Origin of the sequence: Corynebacterium sp. HMSC073H12 (genome assembly GCF_001837775.1) — a bacterium.
GTDB classification, from domain to species: Bacteria; Actinomycetota; Actinomycetes; order Mycobacteriales; family Mycobacteriaceae; genus Corynebacterium; species Corynebacterium amycolatum.
The window spans coordinates 315117-334423 of sequence record NZ_KV834027.1 but is presented as its reverse complement, the minus strand read 5'-3'; the positions used below and the strand labels follow the sequence as shown (position 1 = coordinate 334423).

Genomic DNA, 19307 nt, shown 5'->3' with positions numbered 1-19307 from the left:
AAACGATCCGGTGTTAGCTGTAAGGTTATGGGCATGTCTGCGACCAGCCGAACCAGAACTGACAATCGTCGTGGATCTTCCCGCTCTGCGGAGACAGATGCCACGCGGCGATACCCCGTGCACAGCGCCACGGAGGAATTCGAGCGCACTCCTAGCGCCATGTCGTTCGTGGGCAATAGCTTGGCCAGCGCCTGGACTGAAACTGCCCGCGGCGTGGCCGGTCTTGCCCGTCGGGTAGGCGGTCGCAAAAATAAGCGAGATGAAGAGGAGAATATGTCGCGGCGCGAAAGTGACGCCGATTTTTCGACGAAGCCCCGTAGGAAGCGTCGTAAAGCAGCTAGCGGTTATGACGATGTAATTGAACCGCCGGCACCGGCCTCCGTGCCAGCTGACGAGTTCGGCGCAGACTTCGATGAGGGTGGCGAACCGGGATCGAAGGATGGCTTCGCACTACTCGTGCTGGCGTTGGCGATTGTGCTCGCTGGCTCGACATGGTTCCACCTGGCAGGACCCGTGGGGGAGTTCATTGAAACGGCAGTGCGCACGCTCATTGGTATCGGCGCTTTTGTACTTCCGGTGCTGCTCGGTGTTGTTTCCGTATTAATGATGCTGGATGCTATGCCGCGCCGTGAACGTCTGACACCTACCATCACTGGAGCTTCGCTGATTGTGGTGGGGCTGCTCGCAATTGTGCATATTGGCTCGGGTCGTCCTGCGGACTGGCAGGGGCGACGTGCAGCCGGTGGCGCAATTGGTGGTTATATTGGTTCGCCGCTAGCAGCCGGGTTTACCTCGTGGGTCGCCGTGGTTTTGTTGCTGGGTATCGTTTTTTACGGCGCTCTGGTGCTCTCTGGCGCGACGGTGCGCCAGCTTATCGATGCCACTAAGGAATACTTCAACTTTTCCGAATGGTCTTCGCGTCGTGCCGGCGACGAGCCGGAATCGGACGATCCCTACGGCAATGTCGATGACATGCTGGAACGTCGTGCGAGCTGGGATTCCGATACCGCATATGCCGATGAGGACTTTGACCAGCCGACGCAGCTAATCGAGCGTCGCCCAAGCCGCAGCAGCCGCACGCAACATTCCTCGTCTCGTTCGACCGATCGCTCTGCTTACCGAGCGCCTCGTCGTGGCGCGGATAGCCGTATGTCCGCACCCGAACCCGCGCCTTACGACGAACCGGATACTGACGGTAACCTCTACGATCTTTTGGACGAAGAGCCGCAGAGGAACCGACAGGCTCCACGACCTGCCCGTCAGGTTGAGGATGTCGACTACGATTCGGCAAAGACCACAGTGTTCGATGTCCGGAATGGGGCACCGCACTCTATTCGAGTTTCCCCGGTGGAGCCGGCGTTTCCGGCAGCTGAGTACGTGGAGGAAGCTCAGTCGGATGCAGTACATCGCGACACCGCTGAGACAGAATCGACTATTCCAGCTGTCGGGGGCACGAACTACCACGCTGCCGACGAGGATTATGACGAGTACTCCGAGTACCCGACGCAGGAGGCTGCTGCAGCTAGTAACAGCGAACGGAATCGTGTTTCCGATTCCCGAGCTCCGAAACAGCCCGCTGTTCAACCTGAGGTCGTAGAGCCGGCGAGCGCGCCGCAGGGCGAGTCGTCTGTCGATGATTCGCGGGATGCAGTGTCTGAGGCTACCCGCCGCACAATGGATGCCATTGCCGCTCGTTCTGGTATCGATGCCTCTAAGATTCCGGCCACAACTCCGAAGTCTGAATTGGAAAAGGATGCCGAGGGTACTTCCGGTTCGTCGGCACGCACGCCGGAATCTGACTACCACCTGCCATCGACTAACCTGTTGATTCCAGGTGAGCGCCCCAAGACGCGTACGGCGACGAACGACCGCATGATTGAGGCGATTACTGAAGTATTCGCAGAATTCAAGGTCGATGCTGCGGTGACTGGTTTCTCTCGCGGTCCGACGGTGACTCGCTACGAGGTCGAGCTTGGCCCGGGCGTGAAGGTCTCGAAGATTACGAACCTGCAGTCCAACATTGCCTACGCGGTAGCGACCGACAATGTCCGCTTACTGACTCCGATTCCGGGGAAGTCGGCCGTTGGTATCGAGGTGCCGAACAACGACCGTGAGATGGTTCGGCTTGCCGACGTACTCAACGCGCCCAAGACCGTTGCGAACGATGACCCAATGCTGATTGGCCTCGGTAAGGATATTGAGGGCGAGTTTATCTCGCACTCCATCCAGAAAATGCCGCACCTTCTCGTTGCCGGTTCGACCGGTTCGGGTAAGTCCGCGTTCGTAAACTCGATGTTGGTGTCGCTGCTGACTCGTGCGACCCCGGAGGATGTCCGCCTGATTCTGGTGGACCCGAAGATGGTCGAGCTGACTCCATATGAGGGGATTCCTCACTTAATTACGCCAATCATCACTCAGCCGAAGAAGGCCGCGGCGGCTCTGCAGTGGCTGGTTGAAGAGATGGAACAGCGCTACATGGACATGAAGGCCGCCCGCGTCCGTCACATCAAGGACTTCAACCGTAAGGTCAAGTCCGGTGAGATTACGACCCCACTTGGCTCGGAGCGCGAGTACCGTCCGTACCCGTACATTGTCTGTGTCGTTGACGAGTTGGCAGACCTGATGATGACCGCACCCCGCGATATCGAAGATGCGATTGTGCGCATCACGCAAAAGGCACGTGCCGCCGGTATCCACTTGGTGCTGGCTACGCAGCGTCCGTCTGTGGATGTGGTCACCGGCTTGATTAAGACGAACGTGCCATCGAGGCTGGCATTCGCTACCTCGTCGCTCACGGACTCCCGCGTCATTCTTGACCAGGGCGGTGCTGAAAAGCTCATTGGTATGGGCGATGGCCTGTTCATCCCACAGGGTGCAGGCAAGCCGCGACGTCTTCAGGGGGCCTTCGTCACAGACGAAGAGATTCAGGCAGTAGTCGATGCAGCTAAGGCGCAGGCCGAGCCGGATTACACCGAGGGCGTCACGGAGGATAAGAGCGCTGAGGCTGAGCGCAACATTGACCCCGATATCGGAGATGACCTGGAAGATTTGCTTCAGGCAGTCGAGCTGGTGGTCACCGCACAGCACGGGTCGACCTCGATGTTGCAGCGCAAGATGCGAGTCGGTTTCGCCAAGGCCGGTCGACTGATGGATCTGATGGAAACTCGCGGAGTGGTTGGACCGTCAGAGGGATCTAAGGCACGTGAGGTGCTGGTCAAACCAGAGGAGCTCGAAACCATTAAGTGGATGATCAAGGGCGCAAACCCGGAGGATGCTCCTAAGGAAGAAGTAAACGTAGTCGACGCTGATCCGAATCAGTCTATGGCGTAGGACGACCCAGCCTTACCGCCGTTTCTGATTGCGTGTATAGTCGGCACACGTGGAGGGGAGTATCCCCGGTAAAAGCGGATGTTTTCCGCTAGCCCGTGACGGTTATCGTCAGCACGGATTGGACGCACAGACTCGCTTTGTGCACATCCAATCCCGGTGCCGTCACTTTTGCCACTATGGCAGAAGCAGGAGAGACCTCCGGTTCATGTTCGCACGACCGGAGGTCTTTTTTTAATATGCATGTCCCCGCATTGGTATGGATTATCACCATTGTGGTCGTCATAGGTTTTATCGCCTTTGACTTCTATGCACACGTTCGCACGCCGCATAACCCAACTATTAGGGAAGCCGGCATTTGGACCGCTTTCTACGTAGTCTTAGCATTAATTTTCGGCGGAATGGTGTGGCTGTTATGGGATCACCACCGAGGCATTGAGTTTCTATCGGGCTATATCACAGAAAAGGCGCTCAGCGTAGACAACCTATTTGTCTTTGCGCTCATCATCGGCGCGTTTAAGATTCCACGCCAGTACCAGCAAAAGGTTTTGCTTTTCGGTATTGCGATGGCGCTAGTATTCCGAGGCCTGTTCATTTGGGCTGGTGCTGCCGTTATTGCCAAGTGGTCTGACGTTTTCTACCTGTTTGCAATCTTCCTGATTTACACGGCTATCAAGACGGTGTACGACGAAGCCGTCGATAAGCCGGAACCCGATCCGTCGGATATGAAGCTGATTCAATGGCTGCGTCGAATCGTCCCAATTTCGGACCATTACAACAAGGACAAGCTGACCGTTAAGGAAAGCGGCAAGCGTTACTTGACTCCACTTGCCATCGCGCTGGTATCCATCGGTTTTATCGATGTGATGTTTGCGTTTGACTCTATCCCGGCTATCTACGGCCTGACGGATGAGGCATATATCGTCTTTACTGCAAATGCCCTGGCTCTCATGGGTTTGCGTCAGATGTACTTCCTGCTCGACGGTCTGCTGGATCGCTTGGTGTACCTGGCTTATGGCCTAGGTGTCATCCTGGCCTTCATTGGTGTGAAGTTGATGTTGCACGCACTGCACGAAAACAACCTGCCGTTTATCAACGGCGGTGAGAACGTGTCGGTGCCTGAAGTATCGACCTGGGCGTCGCTGGCGGTCATCGTCATCGTTCTGGTGGTGACTGTCCTGGCATCGTGGCTCAAGATTAAGCGTGATGAAAACATGGGTGCGATTGCTCTTCCGCGTGTTCACCACGATGATGGAAGCCGCGATGGCCTCGGCTCTCACGCTTCCTCTACGTCTGTCGGTGAGGGGTCAGCGCCGGCCGGAAGCGAAACTAACGGTTCACACACCGGTAAGAACGAGCCTGGGCGTTAATCGAACACGATTGTGAGATAAGGTAACAACTGTGACTGCTCCAAGTGCTGATACAAGCCGTGTTTCCAACTGGAACTTGCCCAATTTCCTGACCGTGCTTCGCATCCTCGGAGTACCGGTGTTCCTGTGGGTACTTCTTCAGGAGGGCGGCGAAGCCACCAATTGGCGCTGGTGGTCGTTTGTCGTATTCGCGCTTCTGATGGCGACTGACAAGTTGGACGGGCACCTCGCACGTAGCCGTAATCTCATTACCGACTTTGGCAAGATTGCCGATCCGATTGCCGATAAGGCGCTGATGCTGGCTGCGCTGATTGGTATGAACATCATCGGCATTCTGCCGTGGTGGGTGACTGTCATCATCGTGATTCGCGAAGGTGGCATCACCATCTGGCGTATGTTCGCACTGCGTCAGGGGCGTGTTGTTCCGGCTTCTCGGGGCGGCAAGATAAAGACGGTCCTGCAGTCTGTAGCAGTGGGGCTCTTCCTGATGCCAGTGGACTGGTTGTTCTGGCCGTCCTGGATTGTGATGATTGCGGCGATTGTCGTCACCGTCGGTACTGGTATCCAGTACATTGTGGATGCGCGAAAGGCCTCGTAGAGAAATTAAGTGGAGGGTAAAGCTGTGAACACAGTCGAACACCTCGCCCAGAGCGACGAAAACGCTGACGGTGTCGATGGCGTTTCGCTTCAACTCGTCCAAACGCTTACGGCTCGTGGCGAGACTTTCGCAGCTGCCGAATCGCTCACCGCAGGTCTTCTCTGCGCCACCGTCGCCTCCGTACCGGGAGCTTCCGCCGTTCTGCGCGGTGGCGTGGTCACCTACGCCACTGACACAAAGGCGTTGCTTGCCGACGTGCCGAAGGATGTTTTGGCCACTTATGGCCCGGTGTCCGAATTGACGGCCAGGTATATGGCGCTTGGAGTGGCGAATAAAGCAGTGGCGGACTGGGGGATTTCGCTAACTGGCGTTGCTGGTCCAGCGATGCAGGATGGGCACCCAGTAGGCGAAGTCTGGTGTGGCCTGAAGTCACCAGGAGCTTTGTATCTCGACGGGGTAACCGCTGTTAGATTACCGGTGAATGGAGAAGGCTCGCGCGCGGAGATTCGTCGTCAAGCAGTGGTATTGGCGTTAGAACTGTTGATGCAGAAACTCGACAGTGAGTAGAATTTTTGAAAATTGGGAACAGGTCGGCCCTCTAAGACGTTAGAGAAAGTGATGACCAACAATACTGCACTTATGACCATTCACTACCCAGAGGTAGATAGCGCTGCTGCTTTGGCGGCTTCGATGGATGCCACAGCGCAGTCTGCGAAGGTGGCCGTAGCGGGGCAGCCAGGATCAGTTGCAAAGTTAACTGCACAGGATTTGGCGGAACGGGAGGATTCCCGGGAACCTCTGCTGCGAGAGGCGCTGGGAGAGACCCTGCGTGATATCCGTTCGCGTAGTGGACAGACGCTGCGTGAGCTTTCTGAAAATGCGGCTATTAGCCCTGGATATCTGTCTGAGCTGGAGCGCGGCCGGAAAGAAGTTTCATCTGAGCTGCTGGCGTCGGTATGCGCGGCGCTCGGAGTGACCGTGTCGGATTTGATGATGGAAGCGGCTACAGCGATGGCTCTGCACTCGGCGAGCCCTGAATTGGCAGCGATGTAAAAATAGTTGCGCCGGTGGAATTTCATTCCATTGCTCCGGCACTTAGCACCCGAAAAAGCTCGGCATTAGTTAAGATTGGGTGCGCGATAAGCACAGACCTGTGTTGCGGTAGTTGCATTTAGAAAGGTGTATGGAACGCTATGGCTAATCCATTTGTAAAGCTATGGAATTACTTGATGGCCGCTTTTGATTCCAAGATTGAGGAAAACGCTGATCCGAAGGTTCAGATTCAACAGGCTATCGAGGATGCCCAGCGGCAGCACCAGGAACTATCGCAGCAGGCAGCGGCGGTGATTGGTAATCAGCGCCAGCTGGAAATGCGTCTTAACCGCCAGCTCGCTGAGATTGAGAAACTGCAGGGTAACACTCGCCAGGCATTGCAGCTCGCTGACAAGGCTCGTGCTGAAGGGGATACTGCCAAGGCTACTGAGTACGAGAACGCAGCTGAGGCTTTTGCAGCTCAGTTGGTTACTGCTGAGCAGTCGGTAGAAGATTTGAAGGCTCTGCACGACCAGTCGCTGCAGCAGGCAGCTCAGGCTAAGAAGGCCGTCGAGCGTAACTCCATGCAGCTGCAGCAGAAGGTCGCGGAGCGCGCAAAGCTCCTCAGCCAGCTGGAACAAGCAAAGATGCAGGAAAAGGTCTCCGAGTCCCTGCAGTCGATGAATCAGATTTCTTCGGGTTCTACCCCTAACCTGGATCAGGTTCGTGACAAGATCGAGCGTCGTTACGCTAACGCTCTTGGTCAGGCTGAGCTGGCTCAGAACTCCGTTCAGGGGCGTATGGCGGAGGTAGAGGCCGCAGGTGTTCAGCTTGCTGGGCACTCTCGCCTGGAGCAGATTCGCGCAGAAATGAACGGCGGCAACGAGCTCTCTGGTGGTGAGGCTCAGAAGTCCATTGAGGGTAACGCTGCCTCCAACGTTGATCCTGCAGTCGCTGAGCGCATGCGGCAGCTGCGTGAGGGAAACTAATTCCGCTACTCACCCTCGCCGCGGGCGATTAGTGAATCGCCCATTGCCTTCGAGCGGTTGATGGTCCGAATGACTACGGGTACGCCGAAGGCGAGGATGGAACCGGTGGTGCCTCGGGCTTTTCGGGCTTCCAGCACCTCGGTGGCGGCCATGACCTGAAGTGGAATCATACGCAGCGTCAGCGATAGTGCGAGTGCGATGGTTTCGACTGGTAGGCCGAAACGGGCGAACGGCTGCATCGCAGTGGTCAAAGTATCCATGATGTCGCTGACGCGGGTCGTCAGTGTTAGCAATATGGCCACTGCGATTGCAGCGAGAAGCGCGAGGAAGGTCGTCAGCGCTTGCTCGCCTCCGGCGCGCCACCACAGGAGAAGCGAAAGCAGCGCCAGAATGATGACGGCCCCACGGAGCTGTCGGAAAGCAACCATGGGTGGTACCTTGGCCACCGCATAAGCGAGGGTGACAATTGTCAGGGCAATCGCCCCGCCTAGCCACGTATCCACGAGAATCCCGGTCAGCAACAGAAATGCGATGACAATTATCAGTTTGGGGGCCGTCGGGAGCCTGTGCACAGGCGACTTATGGTTGAGGTAAAGCCCCAACGGGACATCGGCTGGATGAATCATGAGCGGCCTTCTTCCGCACGAGTCATATCGCTGACGTATTGGTCAATAACTTCCTTCGGCGCACCGTCGTCGACGATTTCACCTGCGCTTACACGGATAACTCGGTCGAAGTCCATAAGAAAATCCAGATCATGAGTGACCACGATAAGTTGCTGCTCAAGCTGGGCGAAAATATTCCGAATGTGGAGGCGATTGCGCAAGTCGAGGAGCGTAGTGGGCTCATCGGCAATGATCGTCGTGGGATTGAGAATCAACACTGCGGCCAGCGCCAGTAGCTGTTTTTGCCCACCCGAGAGCAAGTGTGGCGAGGCGTCAGCATGATCGGCAAGCCCAAACCGCTCGAGGGCTTCCTGCACCAGTCGGTTACGCTCATCCTTTGACAGTTTTCGCTTGCGAAGTGAAAAGGCAATGTCCTCTGCGACTGTCGGCATCACAATTTGGTTATCCGCATCAGAAAAGATGAAGCCGACCTTCTTGCGAATTGCCTTTGCCTGCTTTGCGATATTCATGCCCTCATATGTGACCGTGCCTCCAGTGACCGGACCCAGGCCGTTAATAAGTCGCACCAGCGTGGACTTACCGCCACCGTTTTCGCCGATAATGCCGATGCGGTTCTCTGTGAGAGTTAGCGTGGTCGGCTTCAGTATCTGGCGTCCCGAATAGGTTGCGGAAGCGCGGTCAAAAGCGATGGTGGGCATAGTGCGACTCGAGGACCTTTCTAAGTCTGTGGGTTAATTGCCCGAGGTGGCTGCTTCCTTAACCAAACGACTTTGCTTACGGTTGGCAGCGTCGGGAAGCAAATCAGGGAAAGCCTGCAGTACGGCAGTAGCAATAAGCGCGGCTACGACAACCTTTGCAACGTCGCCTGGAATAAACGGGACATTCGTAATCAGCGCGTCGGTGAAGCTAAGTCCCATACGCCATGCCAATCCGACAGATCCGAAGAAGTACTGCAGTAGAACTCCGACGAGGCCCGCGCCGATGAAGACCCCGATACGTGGTGCCTTCGCCCGGGGTGCTTGCTGGGCAATCGCGCCGATTGCGAAACCGGCAACCAAGTAGCCGACAATGTAGCCCACGGTAGGGCCGGGGAGTGCGGCGAGAAGCGGCTTCCAGCCAGCCATGTTTGGGACACCCACGAGACCAACAGCCAGGAACAGGGTAGTGGCGAGGCCGCCGCGTTTGAATCCGAGAATCATCCCGGCCAGTGCGATGCCCATGTTCTGTAGCACGACCGGCACGCCCAGCCCGCCAACGGGAATGGCGATACCGCCGAGTACGATGATCAGTGCTGCGAAAGCAGCGATAATAGTGAGGTCATACACCTTGGAGTTATTCACAGCTATTATCTTAAACCCCTGGGTTGAGCACTGTTCAGGCAGGGGAGCGGGGATGCGATTATGCAAGAAAAGCGGCCAGGTAGGTATCAGTGACAGGTATCTTGTAGGTTGGTCTCATGCGATTGGCCGATTTTCACAACTTCGTCAACCACGAATTTGGACCCCAGCACGGCCCATGGCTGTTGCACTCTCACGTGCTGATGGAATATGGCAAAACTCCCGCGGAACTGCTCGAAGACGGGGTCGAACCTCGAGATATCTGGTGGGCGCTGTGTAGGGAACACGATATTCCTGAAGACCGCTGGTACGGTCCTGATGAATAGGTTGTGGCGTAGACGACGGGGAATGCTTGCCCACGGCGCTTGCGTGTCGTTGCCATTCGAACAGGGTTTCGCATATTATCGAAAGCGCTGATGAAGTCAATCCGTCTGATTCGGTATAACTTCCGGGTGTAACCGGCAGTAGAGGTGTCGCGGACCAATTTGGAACCGGAACGGCTAGTTTCGCGCCTAACTAAGTGTGAGCGAAGTTTCTGTTTTGGATGAAAATCGGAACACACATTCTCTGGGTACGGCTCCAGAACCCGATACCGTACGCGACAATGACAATGAGGAAGAACAACGAACTATGGCTCGTAAGAAGGCTACGGCTTCGAACCAAGGTAATGATCGCCTGAAGGCGCTCGATGTAGCTCTGGCGAATATTGAGAAGGACTTTGGTAAGGGTGCAGTTATGCGCCTGGGAGATGACAATCGTCCTCCAATCCAGGTTATTCCCTCTGGCAATATCGCCATCGACGTGGCCTTGGGCCTGGGTGGGTTCCCACGTGGTCGTATCATAGAAATCTATGGTCCAGAATCCTCAGGTAAAACCACAGTCGCACTGCATGCTATTGCAGAGGCGCAGCGGCAGGGCGGTATAGCCGCTTTTATTGATGCGGAGCATGCGCTGGATCCGGTTTATGCGCGCAAGCTTGGAGTAGATACGGACAACCTTCTGGTGTCCCAACCAGATACCGGTGAGCAGGCACTTGAGATTACAGATATGTTGGTGCGTTCCGGCGCTATTGACATCATTGTGGTTGACTCAGTGGCCGCGTTGACTCCGAAGGCTGAAATCGACGGTGAAATGGGCGATTCCCACGTTGGCCTGCAGGCGCGGTTGATGAGTCAGGCGCTGCGAAAGATGACGGGCGCGCTGTCGAATACCGGCACCACTGCCATCTTCATTAACCAGCTGCGTGAAAAGATTGGTGTCATGTTCGGCTCTCCTGAGACCACCACGGGTGGTAAAGCACTGAAGTTCTACGCTTCCGTTCGCTGTGACGTACGCCGAATTCAGACGTTGAAGGACGGCCAGGATGCGGTGGGTAACCGCACGCGCTTGAAGGTGGTCAAGAACAAGGTATCGCCGCCGTTCAAGCAGGCAGAGTTTGACATCATTTACGGCGAGGGCATTTCGCGTGAGGGCTCGTTGATTGACATGGGCGTTGATAACGGCATCGTCAAGAAGTCCGGTTCGTGGTTTACCTACGAGGGCGATCAGTTGGGCCAGGGCAAGGAAAAGGCTCGTATGCACCTGCGCGAGAATCCAGAAATTGCTCAGGAAATCGAAGTCAAGATTAAGAAGAAGCTCGGGGTTGGGGAATTCGCTGAGGTCGAGGACGAGACCGATATCGATGCTCCGGTTGATGTCGTGCCGGACATCGACTTCGATGATTTGGAAGACTAGCTAGCTCGTGGCGTAGTGCCGCGACACATGAAAAGTGAGGACCGTGGAGGATTGCAACGGCCGCGATGTGCGGGAGACTATCGAAAAGCTTGCTCAGCAGATTGCGGAAGCTGACGGTAGTTCGCTCTACGATGCGGGTCGTGAGGAATCCAAGGCTCCGATTCGTGCTAAGGCGCTGCGCTTGCTCGATCAGCGAATGCGTTCCCGCAAGGAACTCGTAGAAAGGCTCGAAGCAGTCGAGGAGTTTTCAACCTCGATGATTGAAGAAGTCGTTGATGACCTGACCCGAAGCGGATTGGTTAATGACGAGCTTTTCGCGTCCGAATGGGTGCGGCAGCGCTTTGCCAGTCGCGGTAAGTCGAAGATGGTTTTGAACCGGGAACTGCAGGAAAAGGGTATTGATGCTTCGCTTCGTGCTGATGCGTTGGCGCAGATTACGCACAACGCGGAAGAAGAAGTCGCCCGGAAGCTAGCGGCGAAGAAAGCGGCCACTATTAAAGCAGTGGCACCTGACTTCAACTCCAAGCAAAAGGATTTACGCAAGGTTGTCGGTGTGCTGGCGCGGCGCGGTTTCCCCTCCGAATTGTCCATGAGCATTGCTCGGGATCAGCTAGAAGATCGCTACCGAGAACTCGAAGAGGACACAGATTAGCGCCAGTGTTGTGGAAAGATAAACGCCGTCGCTCACAGCACCGGTGCTAACGCAAGCCGGTTCGATGTGCCCGCTGCGGACTGGTTACGTTTAAAAGGATTGCTGATTGGGGAAATGGGCCATAAACAGCTAACCTAAACTGCCGTGACTACCCCTTCTTTGAACTCTCAGCAGCAGTCTTCGCCTCGCACATATGAGGTACGTACTTTCGGTTGTCAGATGAACGTCCATGACTCGGAACGACTGTCTGGCTTGCTGGAAGAAAACGGTTATGTAGCGGCTGCAGAAGGCGAGAATCCCGATCTGGTCGTTTTCAACACCTGTGCCGTTCGAGAGAACGCGGACAACCGCCTTTATGGCACGTTGGGACAGCTCAAACCAGTCAAGGATGCTCATCCAGGCATGCAGATTGCCGTCGGTGGTTGCTTGGCCCAGAAGGATAAGGACGTCGTCGTAAAGAAGGCCCCATGGGTGGACGTAGTCTTCGGTACACATAACTTGGGTTCGTTGCCAGCACTGTTGGAACGCGCCGCTCATAATGACCGGGCTGAAGTCGAGATTAAGGATGCTCTGGAAGAGTTTCCCTCGGTGCTGCCGGCCAAGCGTGAATCCACTTACGCAGGTTGGGTGAGTATCTCCGTAGGCTGCAATAACACGTGCACCTTCTGTATCGTCCCCAGTTTGCGTGGTAAGGAACGCGATCGTCGTCCGGGCGAGATTCTCGCTGAGGTGCAGGCACTTGTGGAGCAGGGTGTTACTGACGTCACCCTTCTCGGCCAGAATGTCAACGCCTATGGTGTTAACTTCGCAGACCCTGACATGGAACGCGACCGCTCGGCTTTTTCCAAGTTGCTGCGCGCCTGCGGCCAGATTCAGGGGTTGGAGCGTGTGCGCTTTACATCTCCACACCCAGCTGAGTTCACCGATGATGTCATCGACGCCATGGCGGACACACCGAACGTGGTTCATCAGTTGCACATGCCACTACAGTCCGGTTCCGACCGAGTGCTGAAAGACATGCGCCGTTCCTACCGCACCAAGAAGTTTCTGGGAATTCTGGAGAAGGTTAGGGAAAGAATGCCGGATGCGGCCATTACCACTGACATCATTGTCGGTTTCCCAGGCGAGACTGAAGAGGACTTCCAGCAAACTCTCGACGTGGTGGAAAAGGCTCGCTTTAGCTCGGCGTTCACCTTCCAATACTCGCCTCGCCCAGGAACTCCGGCGGCAACGATGGCGGATCAGGTTCCACCAGAGGTCGTGAAGGAACGCTATGGTCGTTTGCTAGCGCTCCAAGAGCGTATTTCCGAGGAAGAAAACGCCAAGCTAGTCGGCAGCGAAGTCGAGCTGTTGGTAAGCCAGTCCGATGGCCGTAAAAATGCGGAAACTCATCGCATGTCAGGTCGGAGTCGGGATGGTCGCCTGGTGCACTTCAGCCCGTCGGAAAGCGAACCTGGTGTCGTTGACCGAAAGATTCGCCCAGGTGATTACGTGACAGTGCGCGTGACCGACTCTGCACCCCACTTCCTGATTGCCGACTCCGGCGTGCTGACACACCGCCGCACTAAAGCGGGGGATAATGTGGAGGTCGGTCAGATTCCAACGACCGCTCCGATTGGAGTTGGTCTGGGCTTGCCAAAGATTGGGCGCCCGGAGGAAACGAAGGTAAGTGAGGGATGCGGCTGTGAGTAGCGACAAGGCTTCGCCGGAAAGTGATATGGAATCCACCAGTGAGCAGTCGGTGGAATCTGCGCAGGCACTGCGGGTTCAGGAGCGTAAGGCCGCTGGCGAGCTGGATCTCGGCCGTGCGGTGATTCCGATGATGGTTGCCGTCATCGGCCTTATTACGAGCTTCTTCCTTCCACATTCGGGCGTCGTTTTGGGCTTTGATGTGCTGCTGGATACGGATGTTGCACATCAGTACTTCACGACGCGCCCGGAACGAATTTACTCCATTCTTGTGGTGGTAGGCGTACTGCTGGCTATTGCCACGCTGATTACGCGGACGACGATTCTCGCGTTTGTCACCTGGTTTTTTGCCTGCATTCAGATGGTCTACTCAGTCTTCGCTGGCTGGATGCGTCAGTCTCGTCCACAGGAACTTGCTGGCGAGGGTATTTCCTTCGGCCTGATGCTCGGCATTTTCTGTAGTTTTCTACTGGCCATTTCCGTGACTTTCATCGCTTTCAGACGCAGTAAGGAGCAGCTCGCAATCGCGACGAAACGTCGCAAGCACGCTGACACCGATCCGGTACTGCGAGCGCAGCAGGTTTACCTGCGTGCGGGCCTGACACCGAATACAACTACTGATGTGGAGGTCGTCGACGACCGCCGTGAACGCGCACGCCGACGCAATCGTGGCCAGCAGGGCAGTAGCGCGGACAATGTCTCTCAGCGGGCTGGCGAACAGGACGAGCAGATTAGCGACGAGTAGTGAGATTCTTTAACTAGCGCAGTAAGAAAGGGGCTCTCTTCCACTGCACTGCTCTCCACTAGTCGGTAACTGATTTCTCAGTCCAACTTTCGGGGGCTAGTTCACGGAAGAGAGCCCCTTTCTTTTAATCATCCACGCGTTGCCAGAGCATAGCTGAGCCAAGCTTCTGTTAGAGCTCCTTGAGAGTCGCCGCGGCCTGCTCTGCCCACTGTCGCCACTGTTCGGCCTGCTCCCGAGCCTTGGCGGCCTGAGAAGCCCTGCCCTTCGCCTCGAGCTCGGCGGCCTTCTGCTCAAACTCCGCTGCGCGGTCGGCGAACTGCTGGACGCGAGCCTGTGCTTCGGGGTCGGTGCGGCGCCACTGCGAATCGGCAGCATCGGAGACGCGCTTTTCCAGTGCGCCAATGCGGTTTTCATACTCACGCACACGACCACGCGGCACGAAGCCGATGGCCTCCCATTTCTCTTGCAACTGACGCAGTTCGTTGCGAGCGTGCTCGAGGCCCTTGGAGGGATCAATGCGGTCTTCGTATTCAGCCAGTAGTGCGTCCTTGGCCGCGGCGTTTTCCTCGAACTCCTTGTCTCGAGCTTCGTTGACCGCGTTGCGAGCACCAAAGAACTCATCCTGGGCGGCCTTGAACTGCGCCCACAGCTTGTCATCGACCTCGCGTGGGGCTCTACCAGCGGCCTTCCACTCAGCCATCAAGTCACGGAAGGCAGCAGCGGTGCCACCCCAATCAGTGGAGGTTTTCAGGGCCTCAGCCCGTTCAATGATGTCCTCCTTGACGCGGCGAGCTGCCGCACGGTTGCGGTCCAGTTCCGCAAAATGGGCACCGCGGCGGCGGTTGAAAGAATCACGCGCGCGAGAGTAACGGCGCCAGAGCTGATCATCAGTTTTGCGGTCGATGCCGCGAATCTGCTTCCACTCCGTGAGAATCTCGCGGATACGATCGCCGGCGACCTTCCACTCGGTGGAGTTCTCTGCGAGCTCCTCAGCTTCTGCGGCGAGCTCTTCCTTACGTGCGATGGCGTTCTTACGGCGCTCTGCCTTGTCGTGAGCGACTTTTTCCTCTGCGACGTGGGAGGTGGCAATGACCTCTGCAAGGCGCTTATCCAGCGCATCGATATCGCCGAGGACTGCGGCGGTGGAAAGGCTCTCACGCAGTTCAACTGCGTTGTGGGAAATGGTCTTTGCCTCCTGCGGGTGGGAGACTACACGAGATTCCAGTAGCTCGACCTCGGTGGCCAGATCATCGTAGCGCTTGCCGTAGTGGGCGTAACCCTCTTCTATGGTGCCAGCCTGCCAGGAACCAATATTGCGCTCGCCGGCGCTGGTGGTCAGCCAAACAGTGCCGTCTTTATCAATGCGGCCAAACTTCTTTGGATCATTGTGGACGGCATGTGCCACAGCGGCCGACCCCGCAGGCGCTGGAGTGGCTCCAGGGGCCTTACGATGAGCCGGCATTGCACCTGGTCGAGGTCCGGGACGTGGACCCGGGCGTGGACCTGGCTTAGGGGAATTGCTGGTACCGGTCATAGTGGGTAAACCTCTTCCAATCTTCATGCAGAACTGCCGCGCGACACGGCTGCCATCAAACACTTACGGTATGTGCTCGAGTATCCCAAAAATTTTGGCACAGTGCGCGTAACACCGCCGGAATAAGGCATCGACTAGCCCCTCACGGTAGCGTTGAGGACGTGAATCCGCGTTTGCCTCGGCTTGTTATTGTTCCGCGTGCGCTCCTCATCGTCGAGGAGCTGGGTGGTTTTGCACCCACTGCCTCGGAATTGCGCCGTCATGCCCGTGAAACTGTCGCGACGCTGTGGAGAGATGACGAACCCGGGGAGCCCGGCGCGGTCGCTATTATCACTGGCGGGATGCAGGTGAAGTCCCCGCACCAGACCAGCGCACCCGGCAGTTTCTCCCCGTATGGGGTTGATGTCACGGTGTCCGGCGGAACCGAATTACCTGAGCTGCTGGGGCGCTGGCTTATCGAAGACTACGCGCGACGGAATTCTGAAGGACACACTGGCCGCGTCATTCAGGCAACGTGCTTCGACTCTATCGCTGAGGCACTCGCTGCCGGCCACACGCGTCTGCTTGTGCTTGTCGACGGCGCATTCGGCCTTGCGGACGATTCCCCGGTCGGCGTAATTGAGGGTGCAGCGGAGGCTGATGCGCTGTGCAGTCTGATTGCTGGGCAGGACTGCTCCACCGTTAACGTGGAAAATGTTGTGTTTCCAGCTCCCGGCGCGTACGCAGCCGAGTTATGGCAGCAGCTGAGTAAAGCTGCTGAAAGCTGGATGGGGTCTGGAATGACCGTCGTGAAGCGTTCTTACTATGACGGGGCACCTTATGGCATCGGTTACCACGTGGCCAGCTGGCAGTGTGTTGCGGAGTAAGAGCTCGCGTTTTTAGTTTTTGTGCAGGAGTGTGAACTGGGTCGTGACGGCTTTCGAGAGTGAGAGTTTGCCGGTGCCGATTGCTGTGGTGGGGCCGACGGCGTCAGGAAAGTCGGATTTGGGGCTGGTACTTGCGGAGCAGCTTGGCGGTGAGGTCGTCAATGTTGATTCGATGCAGCTGTATCGAGGAATGGATATCGGAACAGCGAAGCTGTCGGTGGACGAGCGGCGGGGGATTCCGCACCACCAACTGGATGTGCTGAACGTGACGCAGCCGGCGAGTGTGGCGACGTATCAGCGTGAGGCGGTCGCGGATGTTGAGGCCATTCGCGCGCGGGGGAAAGTCCCGATCCTTGTCGGCGGGTCGATGATGTATGTGCAGGCGTTGGTGGACGACTGGCAGTTTCCACCTACGGACCCTGAGGTACGTGCGAAATGGGAGGCCGTACAGGACGAGATCGGTCCGGCGGCGTTGCATGATCGGCTGGCAGAGATTGATCCGGATGCGGCGGCGATTATTGAGACCAACGACCCGCGACGCACCGTCCGAGCCTTGGAGGTCATAGAGCTAACAGGCAAACCTTTTGCGGCGTCGAAACCGTCAATTGATAAGCCGCCAAGGTGGAACACCCGCATATTGGGATTGCGCACGCAGGCGGAATGGCTAAATCCGCGGATTGAACAGCGCACGCGGGGCATGTTTGCCGCTGGTCTGGTGGAGGAAACTGAGAGTTTGATTGCGCAAGGGTTGCGCGAAGGTGTGACCGCTAGTCGCGCGATCGGCTATGCACAGGTGCTGGACTACTTCGATGGGGTTTACGACTTGGATACGGCTTGTGAACGCACGATTACTGGTACGCGCAGGTATGTGCGACGTCAGCGCTCCTGGTTCAACCGTGATCATCGAATCACGTGGCTAGACGCTGCCGGTGACGTGCCGGGACAGGCATTTTCCGCACTTGGTCTGTAAGAGATTCGGACCTCCCGCTAGCATCAAGGGCATGGTTTCATTTGCCAAAGGCCACGGTACGCAAAACGATTTTTTGATTTTTCCAGATGATTTGGTGTCAATCGAATTGACCGAATCACTGGTCGCAGCAGTGTGCGATCGACAACGCGGTCTTGGCGCTGACGGCGTCCTGCGGGTTGCCCGTGCGGGGAAACTCGTGGAGGCCGGTGTTTTGACGGCATTGCCGGAGGGGGTTGAAGCCGACGATTGGTTTATGGACTACCGCAATAGTGACGGTTCTATTGCTGAGATGTGCGGGAATGGTGTGCGCGTCTTTGCACACTATATTGCCGCGATTCACAGCCCGGACAGTGTCGTCGATGGAACATTGCGGGTGGGCACTCGAGCAGGGCTGCGCGCTGTCTCGATTGATGAGCTCAGCCGCCGGCATGCGGTCGTCGGGGTGGATATGGGACAGCCGGAGGTCCTCGGCCTCGCTACTGCGTTCGTCGGTTCGGGCAACAACGCGCAGAAATTCGCCGGGATTGGTGTCGACGTGGGAAATCCGCATTTGGCCTGCGTCATGCCTGGTCTGAATGCCGCCGCTCTGGCGGAGCTGGAATTGGAAGCGGCGGGTAGTGCTGCGAAGCCAGTGCGTGCCGACGAAGCCATGTTCCCGAACGGCCTCAACATGGAAATTGTCACCCCGCTGGATGCCTCTGATTCGGTGTCCATGCGGGTAATTGAACGCGGAGTTGGTGAAACCCGCTCGTGTGGCACCGGCACGGTTGCGGCAGCTATTGCCGCGCTGGCCGATGCCGGCCGGACCGAGGGAGCTGTGACAGTCAAGGTGCCCGGTGGAGTGGTGACTGTGGATGTACGCAAGGCCAGCAATACTGATGGGGCCTTCTCGGCAACGTTAACTGGACCGAGCGTGATTCACACGCTCGGCGATATTGAACTGGAAGCCCTGTGACTGGTAGCTAGTGCGGCAGGAGAACAAGCTGGGTAGCGGAAGCGGTGGGGCGTTAGTGGACTAGTGTCCGCCGCAGCCACCATCGCCACAACCGCAGCCACCATCGCCACAACCGTCACCACAGCCCTGCGGCGGGATAATTTCACCCGTCAGCAAGAAGGTGCCGGAGACAACCATGCCCGGCTGGGGAGCTTCGTCGCCGCCGGGGACAAGTACGTCCATGGGAGTCGGCAGAGCAAGGTTGAGCACCCAGAACTTCTTTCCGGTTAGCTCATTGACATGCTTGCGGGAGTTATTGATAACACCAGCCAGTTTCACGGTTGCGCTAGGCGATGCCTTGCCGACCTGATCTCCGACAATCGCCTTAGCACCTTCGAAGTCCAATGTTGTCGGGGTTGCCCCAGTGCGCTTTTCGTACTCCTCAGCGGATGCGTCGAGGGCGAAATCGGTTGCCAGAGCTGACAGCGCGACATGCTCAAAAGTCTGAGTTCCGGCATCAACAATCATTGGCCCCTGTGACAGCAGGCAGCTGGCTACCTCGATGACCTTGTCAAAGTCATCAGAGGAGGGATCATCCTCGACGATTTCTACGAGTGCCAAGACATCGTCCACGCTGGATACATGGGCGGTGACGGTCGGGCTGCCCGCGAAGCCGGCGTAGGTAGAAAATGGTTCAACACCAAGGATGTGCAGACGCGCACCAGAGGAATCTTCGAAACGGACCAGCTGGCCACCGCGGACCTCGCCGATGACCGACAGATTGTCACTGGCAATCGCGGCTTCCATCGCGTCTCGCCAGCTGGGGTAGTCCATGCCAATGCTTCGCAAGTCAGTAGTCATACTTTTCGATGATACTTCCCATATCTTCATCTGCGAACTAACG

The 19307-nt window shown here is 56.9% G+C and carries 19 protein-coding genes; 14 read left to right on the top strand and 5 right to left on the bottom strand.

Annotated elements, in window-relative coordinates:
• Positions 1–33: 33 nt before the first annotated feature.
• The 6 genes from HMPREF2708_RS03620 (at position 34) to HMPREF2708_RS03595 (ending at position 7316) form a co-directional block, all read left to right on the top strand.
• Complete coding sequence (locus tag HMPREF2708_RS03620; RefSeq protein WP_070832516.1) at positions 34–3330, top strand: DNA translocase FtsK; 3297 nt, start codon at positions 34–36, stop codon at positions 3328–3330.
• 236 nt (positions 3331–3566) lie between these two features.
• Positions 3567–4697 carry a TerC family protein gene (locus tag HMPREF2708_RS03615; protein ID WP_070832422.1) on the top strand — a complete coding sequence of 377 codons (1131 nt, stop codon included), beginning with the start codon at positions 3567–3569 and terminating at the stop codon, positions 4695–4697.
• Between the two features lie 31 nt (positions 4698–4728).
• On the top strand, positions 4729–5295 hold the full coding sequence (gene pgsA / locus HMPREF2708_RS03610) for a CDP-diacylglycerol--glycerol-3-phosphate 3-phosphatidyltransferase (RefSeq protein ID WP_070832420.1): 567 nt from the start codon (positions 4729–4731) through the stop codon (positions 5293–5295).
• Between the two features lie 24 nt (positions 5296–5319).
• Positions 5320–5862: a CinA family protein gene (locus HMPREF2708_RS03605; protein ID WP_070832513.1), complete on the top strand. Its 543-nt coding sequence runs from the start codon at positions 5320–5322 to the stop codon at positions 5860–5862.
• Between the two features lie 51 nt (positions 5863–5913).
• Complete coding sequence (locus tag HMPREF2708_RS03600) at positions 5914–6348, top strand: helix-turn-helix domain-containing protein (protein ID WP_070832417.1); 435 nt, start codon at positions 5914–5916, stop codon at positions 6346–6348.
• Positions 6349–6488: 140 nt separating this feature from the next.
• Complete coding sequence (locus HMPREF2708_RS03595) at positions 6489–7316, top strand: PspA/IM30 family protein (RefSeq protein WP_070832414.1); 828 nt, start codon at positions 6489–6491, stop codon at positions 7314–7316.
• A 5-nt stretch (positions 7317–7321) separates the two neighbouring features.
• Here the strand turns inward: HMPREF2708_RS03595 and HMPREF2708_RS03590 are convergent, their stop codons facing one another.
• Genes HMPREF2708_RS03590 through HMPREF2708_RS03580 form a run of 3 tightly spaced genes read right to left on the bottom strand, consistent with a single transcriptional unit; the run spans position 7322 to position 9291 of the window.
• Positions 7322–7942, bottom strand: a complete 621-nt coding sequence (locus HMPREF2708_RS03590) for an energy-coupling factor transporter transmembrane component T family protein (RefSeq protein ID WP_070832411.1) — start codon at positions 7940–7942, stop codon at positions 7322–7324.
• Positions 7939–8640, bottom strand: coding sequence for an energy-coupling factor ABC transporter ATP-binding protein (locus HMPREF2708_RS03585; RefSeq protein WP_070832408.1), 702 nt, complete (start codon positions 8638–8640; stop codon positions 7939–7941). The genes HMPREF2708_RS03590 and HMPREF2708_RS03585 overlap by 4 nt, the downstream gene beginning before the upstream one ends.
• Positions 8641–8673: 33 nt before the next feature.
• A complete protein-coding gene (locus HMPREF2708_RS03580; protein WP_070832510.1) occupies positions 8674–9291 on the bottom strand; it encodes a biotin transporter BioY in 618 nt (205 codons plus the stop codon).
• Positions 9292–9398: 107 nt separating this feature from the next.
• Here HMPREF2708_RS03580 and HMPREF2708_RS10840 point away from each other — a divergent pair, with 107 nt between their 5' ends.
• The 5 genes from HMPREF2708_RS10840 (at position 9399) to HMPREF2708_RS03555 (ending at position 14099) form a co-directional block, all read left to right on the top strand.
• Positions 9399–9605 (top strand): DUF3046 domain-containing protein, encoded by a 207-nt coding sequence (locus tag HMPREF2708_RS10840; protein ID WP_042389280.1) that lies wholly within the window; start codon positions 9399–9401, stop codon positions 9603–9605.
• 304 nt (positions 9606–9909) lie between these two features.
• On the top strand, positions 9910–11013 hold the full coding sequence (gene recA / locus HMPREF2708_RS03570) for a recombinase RecA (protein WP_070832404.1): 1104 nt from the start codon (positions 9910–9912) through the stop codon (positions 11011–11013).
• Positions 11014–11056: 43 nt separating this feature from the next.
• Complete coding sequence (locus tag HMPREF2708_RS03565) at positions 11057–11665, top strand: regulatory protein RecX (RefSeq protein ID WP_070832402.1); 609 nt, start codon at positions 11057–11059, stop codon at positions 11663–11665.
• Positions 11666–11809: 144 nt separating this feature from the next.
• Positions 11810–13357 (top strand): tRNA (N6-isopentenyl adenosine(37)-C2)-methylthiotransferase MiaB, encoded by a 1548-nt coding sequence (miaB, locus tag HMPREF2708_RS03560; protein WP_070832399.1) that lies wholly within the window; start codon positions 11810–11812, stop codon positions 13355–13357.
• On the top strand, positions 13350–14099 hold the full coding sequence (locus HMPREF2708_RS03555; RefSeq protein ID WP_224786671.1) for an Rv2732c family membrane protein: 750 nt from the start codon (positions 13350–13352) through the stop codon (positions 14097–14099). The genes miaB and HMPREF2708_RS03555 overlap by 8 nt, the downstream gene beginning before the upstream one ends.
• A 169-nt stretch (positions 14100–14268) precedes the next feature.
• On the opposite strand, the gene HMPREF2708_RS03550 is transcribed toward HMPREF2708_RS03555, so the two are convergent.
• Positions 14269–15504: a DUF349 domain-containing protein gene (locus HMPREF2708_RS03550; protein WP_246840317.1), complete on the bottom strand. Its 1236-nt coding sequence runs from the start codon at positions 15502–15504 to the stop codon at positions 14269–14271.
• Between the two features lie 290 nt (positions 15505–15794).
• Here HMPREF2708_RS03550 and HMPREF2708_RS03545 point away from each other — a divergent pair, with 290 nt between their 5' ends.
• The 3 genes from HMPREF2708_RS03545 to dapF all read left to right on the top strand — a co-directional run bounded on the left by HMPREF2708_RS03545 (position 15795) and on the right by dapF (position 18424).
• A complete protein-coding gene (locus HMPREF2708_RS03545; protein WP_070832395.1) occupies positions 15795–16499 on the top strand; it encodes a hypothetical protein in 705 nt (234 codons plus the stop codon).
• Positions 16500–16566: 67 nt separating this feature from the next.
• The gene (miaA, locus tag HMPREF2708_RS03540; RefSeq protein WP_070832507.1) at positions 16567–17469 is read left to right on the top strand and encodes a tRNA (adenosine(37)-N6)-dimethylallyltransferase MiaA; all 903 of its coding nucleotides are present in this window, start codon (positions 16567–16569) and stop codon (positions 17467–17469) included.
• 31 nt (positions 17470–17500) lie between these two features.
• Positions 17501–18424 (top strand): diaminopimelate epimerase, encoded by a 924-nt coding sequence (gene dapF, locus HMPREF2708_RS03535; protein WP_070832392.1) that lies wholly within the window; start codon positions 17501–17503, stop codon positions 18422–18424.
• Positions 18425–18484: 60 nt separating this feature from the next.
• Here the strand turns inward: dapF and HMPREF2708_RS03530 are convergent, their stop codons facing one another.
• Entirely contained in the window at positions 18485–19264 is a 780-nt protein-coding gene (locus HMPREF2708_RS03530; protein WP_070832389.1) for a hypothetical protein, read from the bottom strand.
• Positions 19265–19307: the final 43 nt, after the last annotated feature.

Coding starts and splice junctions, on each gene's coding strand:
- HMPREF2708_RS03620 (WP_070832516.1), top strand. CDS start 34: ATGTCTGCGACCAGCCGAACCAGAACTGACAATCGTCGTGGATCTTCC.
- HMPREF2708_RS03615 (WP_070832422.1), top strand. CDS start 3,567: ATGCATGTCCCCGCATTGGTATGGATTATCACCATTGTGGTCGTCATA.
- HMPREF2708_RS03600 (WP_070832417.1), top strand. CDS start 5,914: ATGACCAACAATACTGCACTTATGACCATTCACTACCCAGAGGTAGAT.
- HMPREF2708_RS03595 (WP_070832414.1), top strand. CDS start 6,489: ATGGCTAATCCATTTGTAAAGCTATGGAATTACTTGATGGCCGCTTTT.
- HMPREF2708_RS03590 (WP_070832411.1), bottom strand. CDS start 7,942: ATGATTCATCCAGCCGATGTCCCGTTGGGGCTTTACCTCAACCATAAG.
- HMPREF2708_RS03585 (WP_070832408.1), bottom strand. CDS start 8,640: ATGCCCACCATCGCTTTTGACCGCGCTTCCGCAACCTATTCGGGACGC.
- HMPREF2708_RS10840 (WP_042389280.1), top strand. CDS start 9,399: ATGCGATTGGCCGATTTTCACAACTTCGTCAACCACGAATTTGGACCC.
- recA (WP_070832404.1), top strand. CDS start 9,910: ATGGCTCGTAAGAAGGCTACGGCTTCGAACCAAGGTAATGATCGCCTG.
- dapF (WP_070832392.1), top strand. CDS start 17,501: ATGGTTTCATTTGCCAAAGGCCACGGTACGCAAAACGATTTTTTGATT.
- HMPREF2708_RS03530 (WP_070832389.1), bottom strand. CDS start 19,264: ATGACTACTGACTTGCGAAGCATTGGCATGGACTACCCCAGCTGGCGA.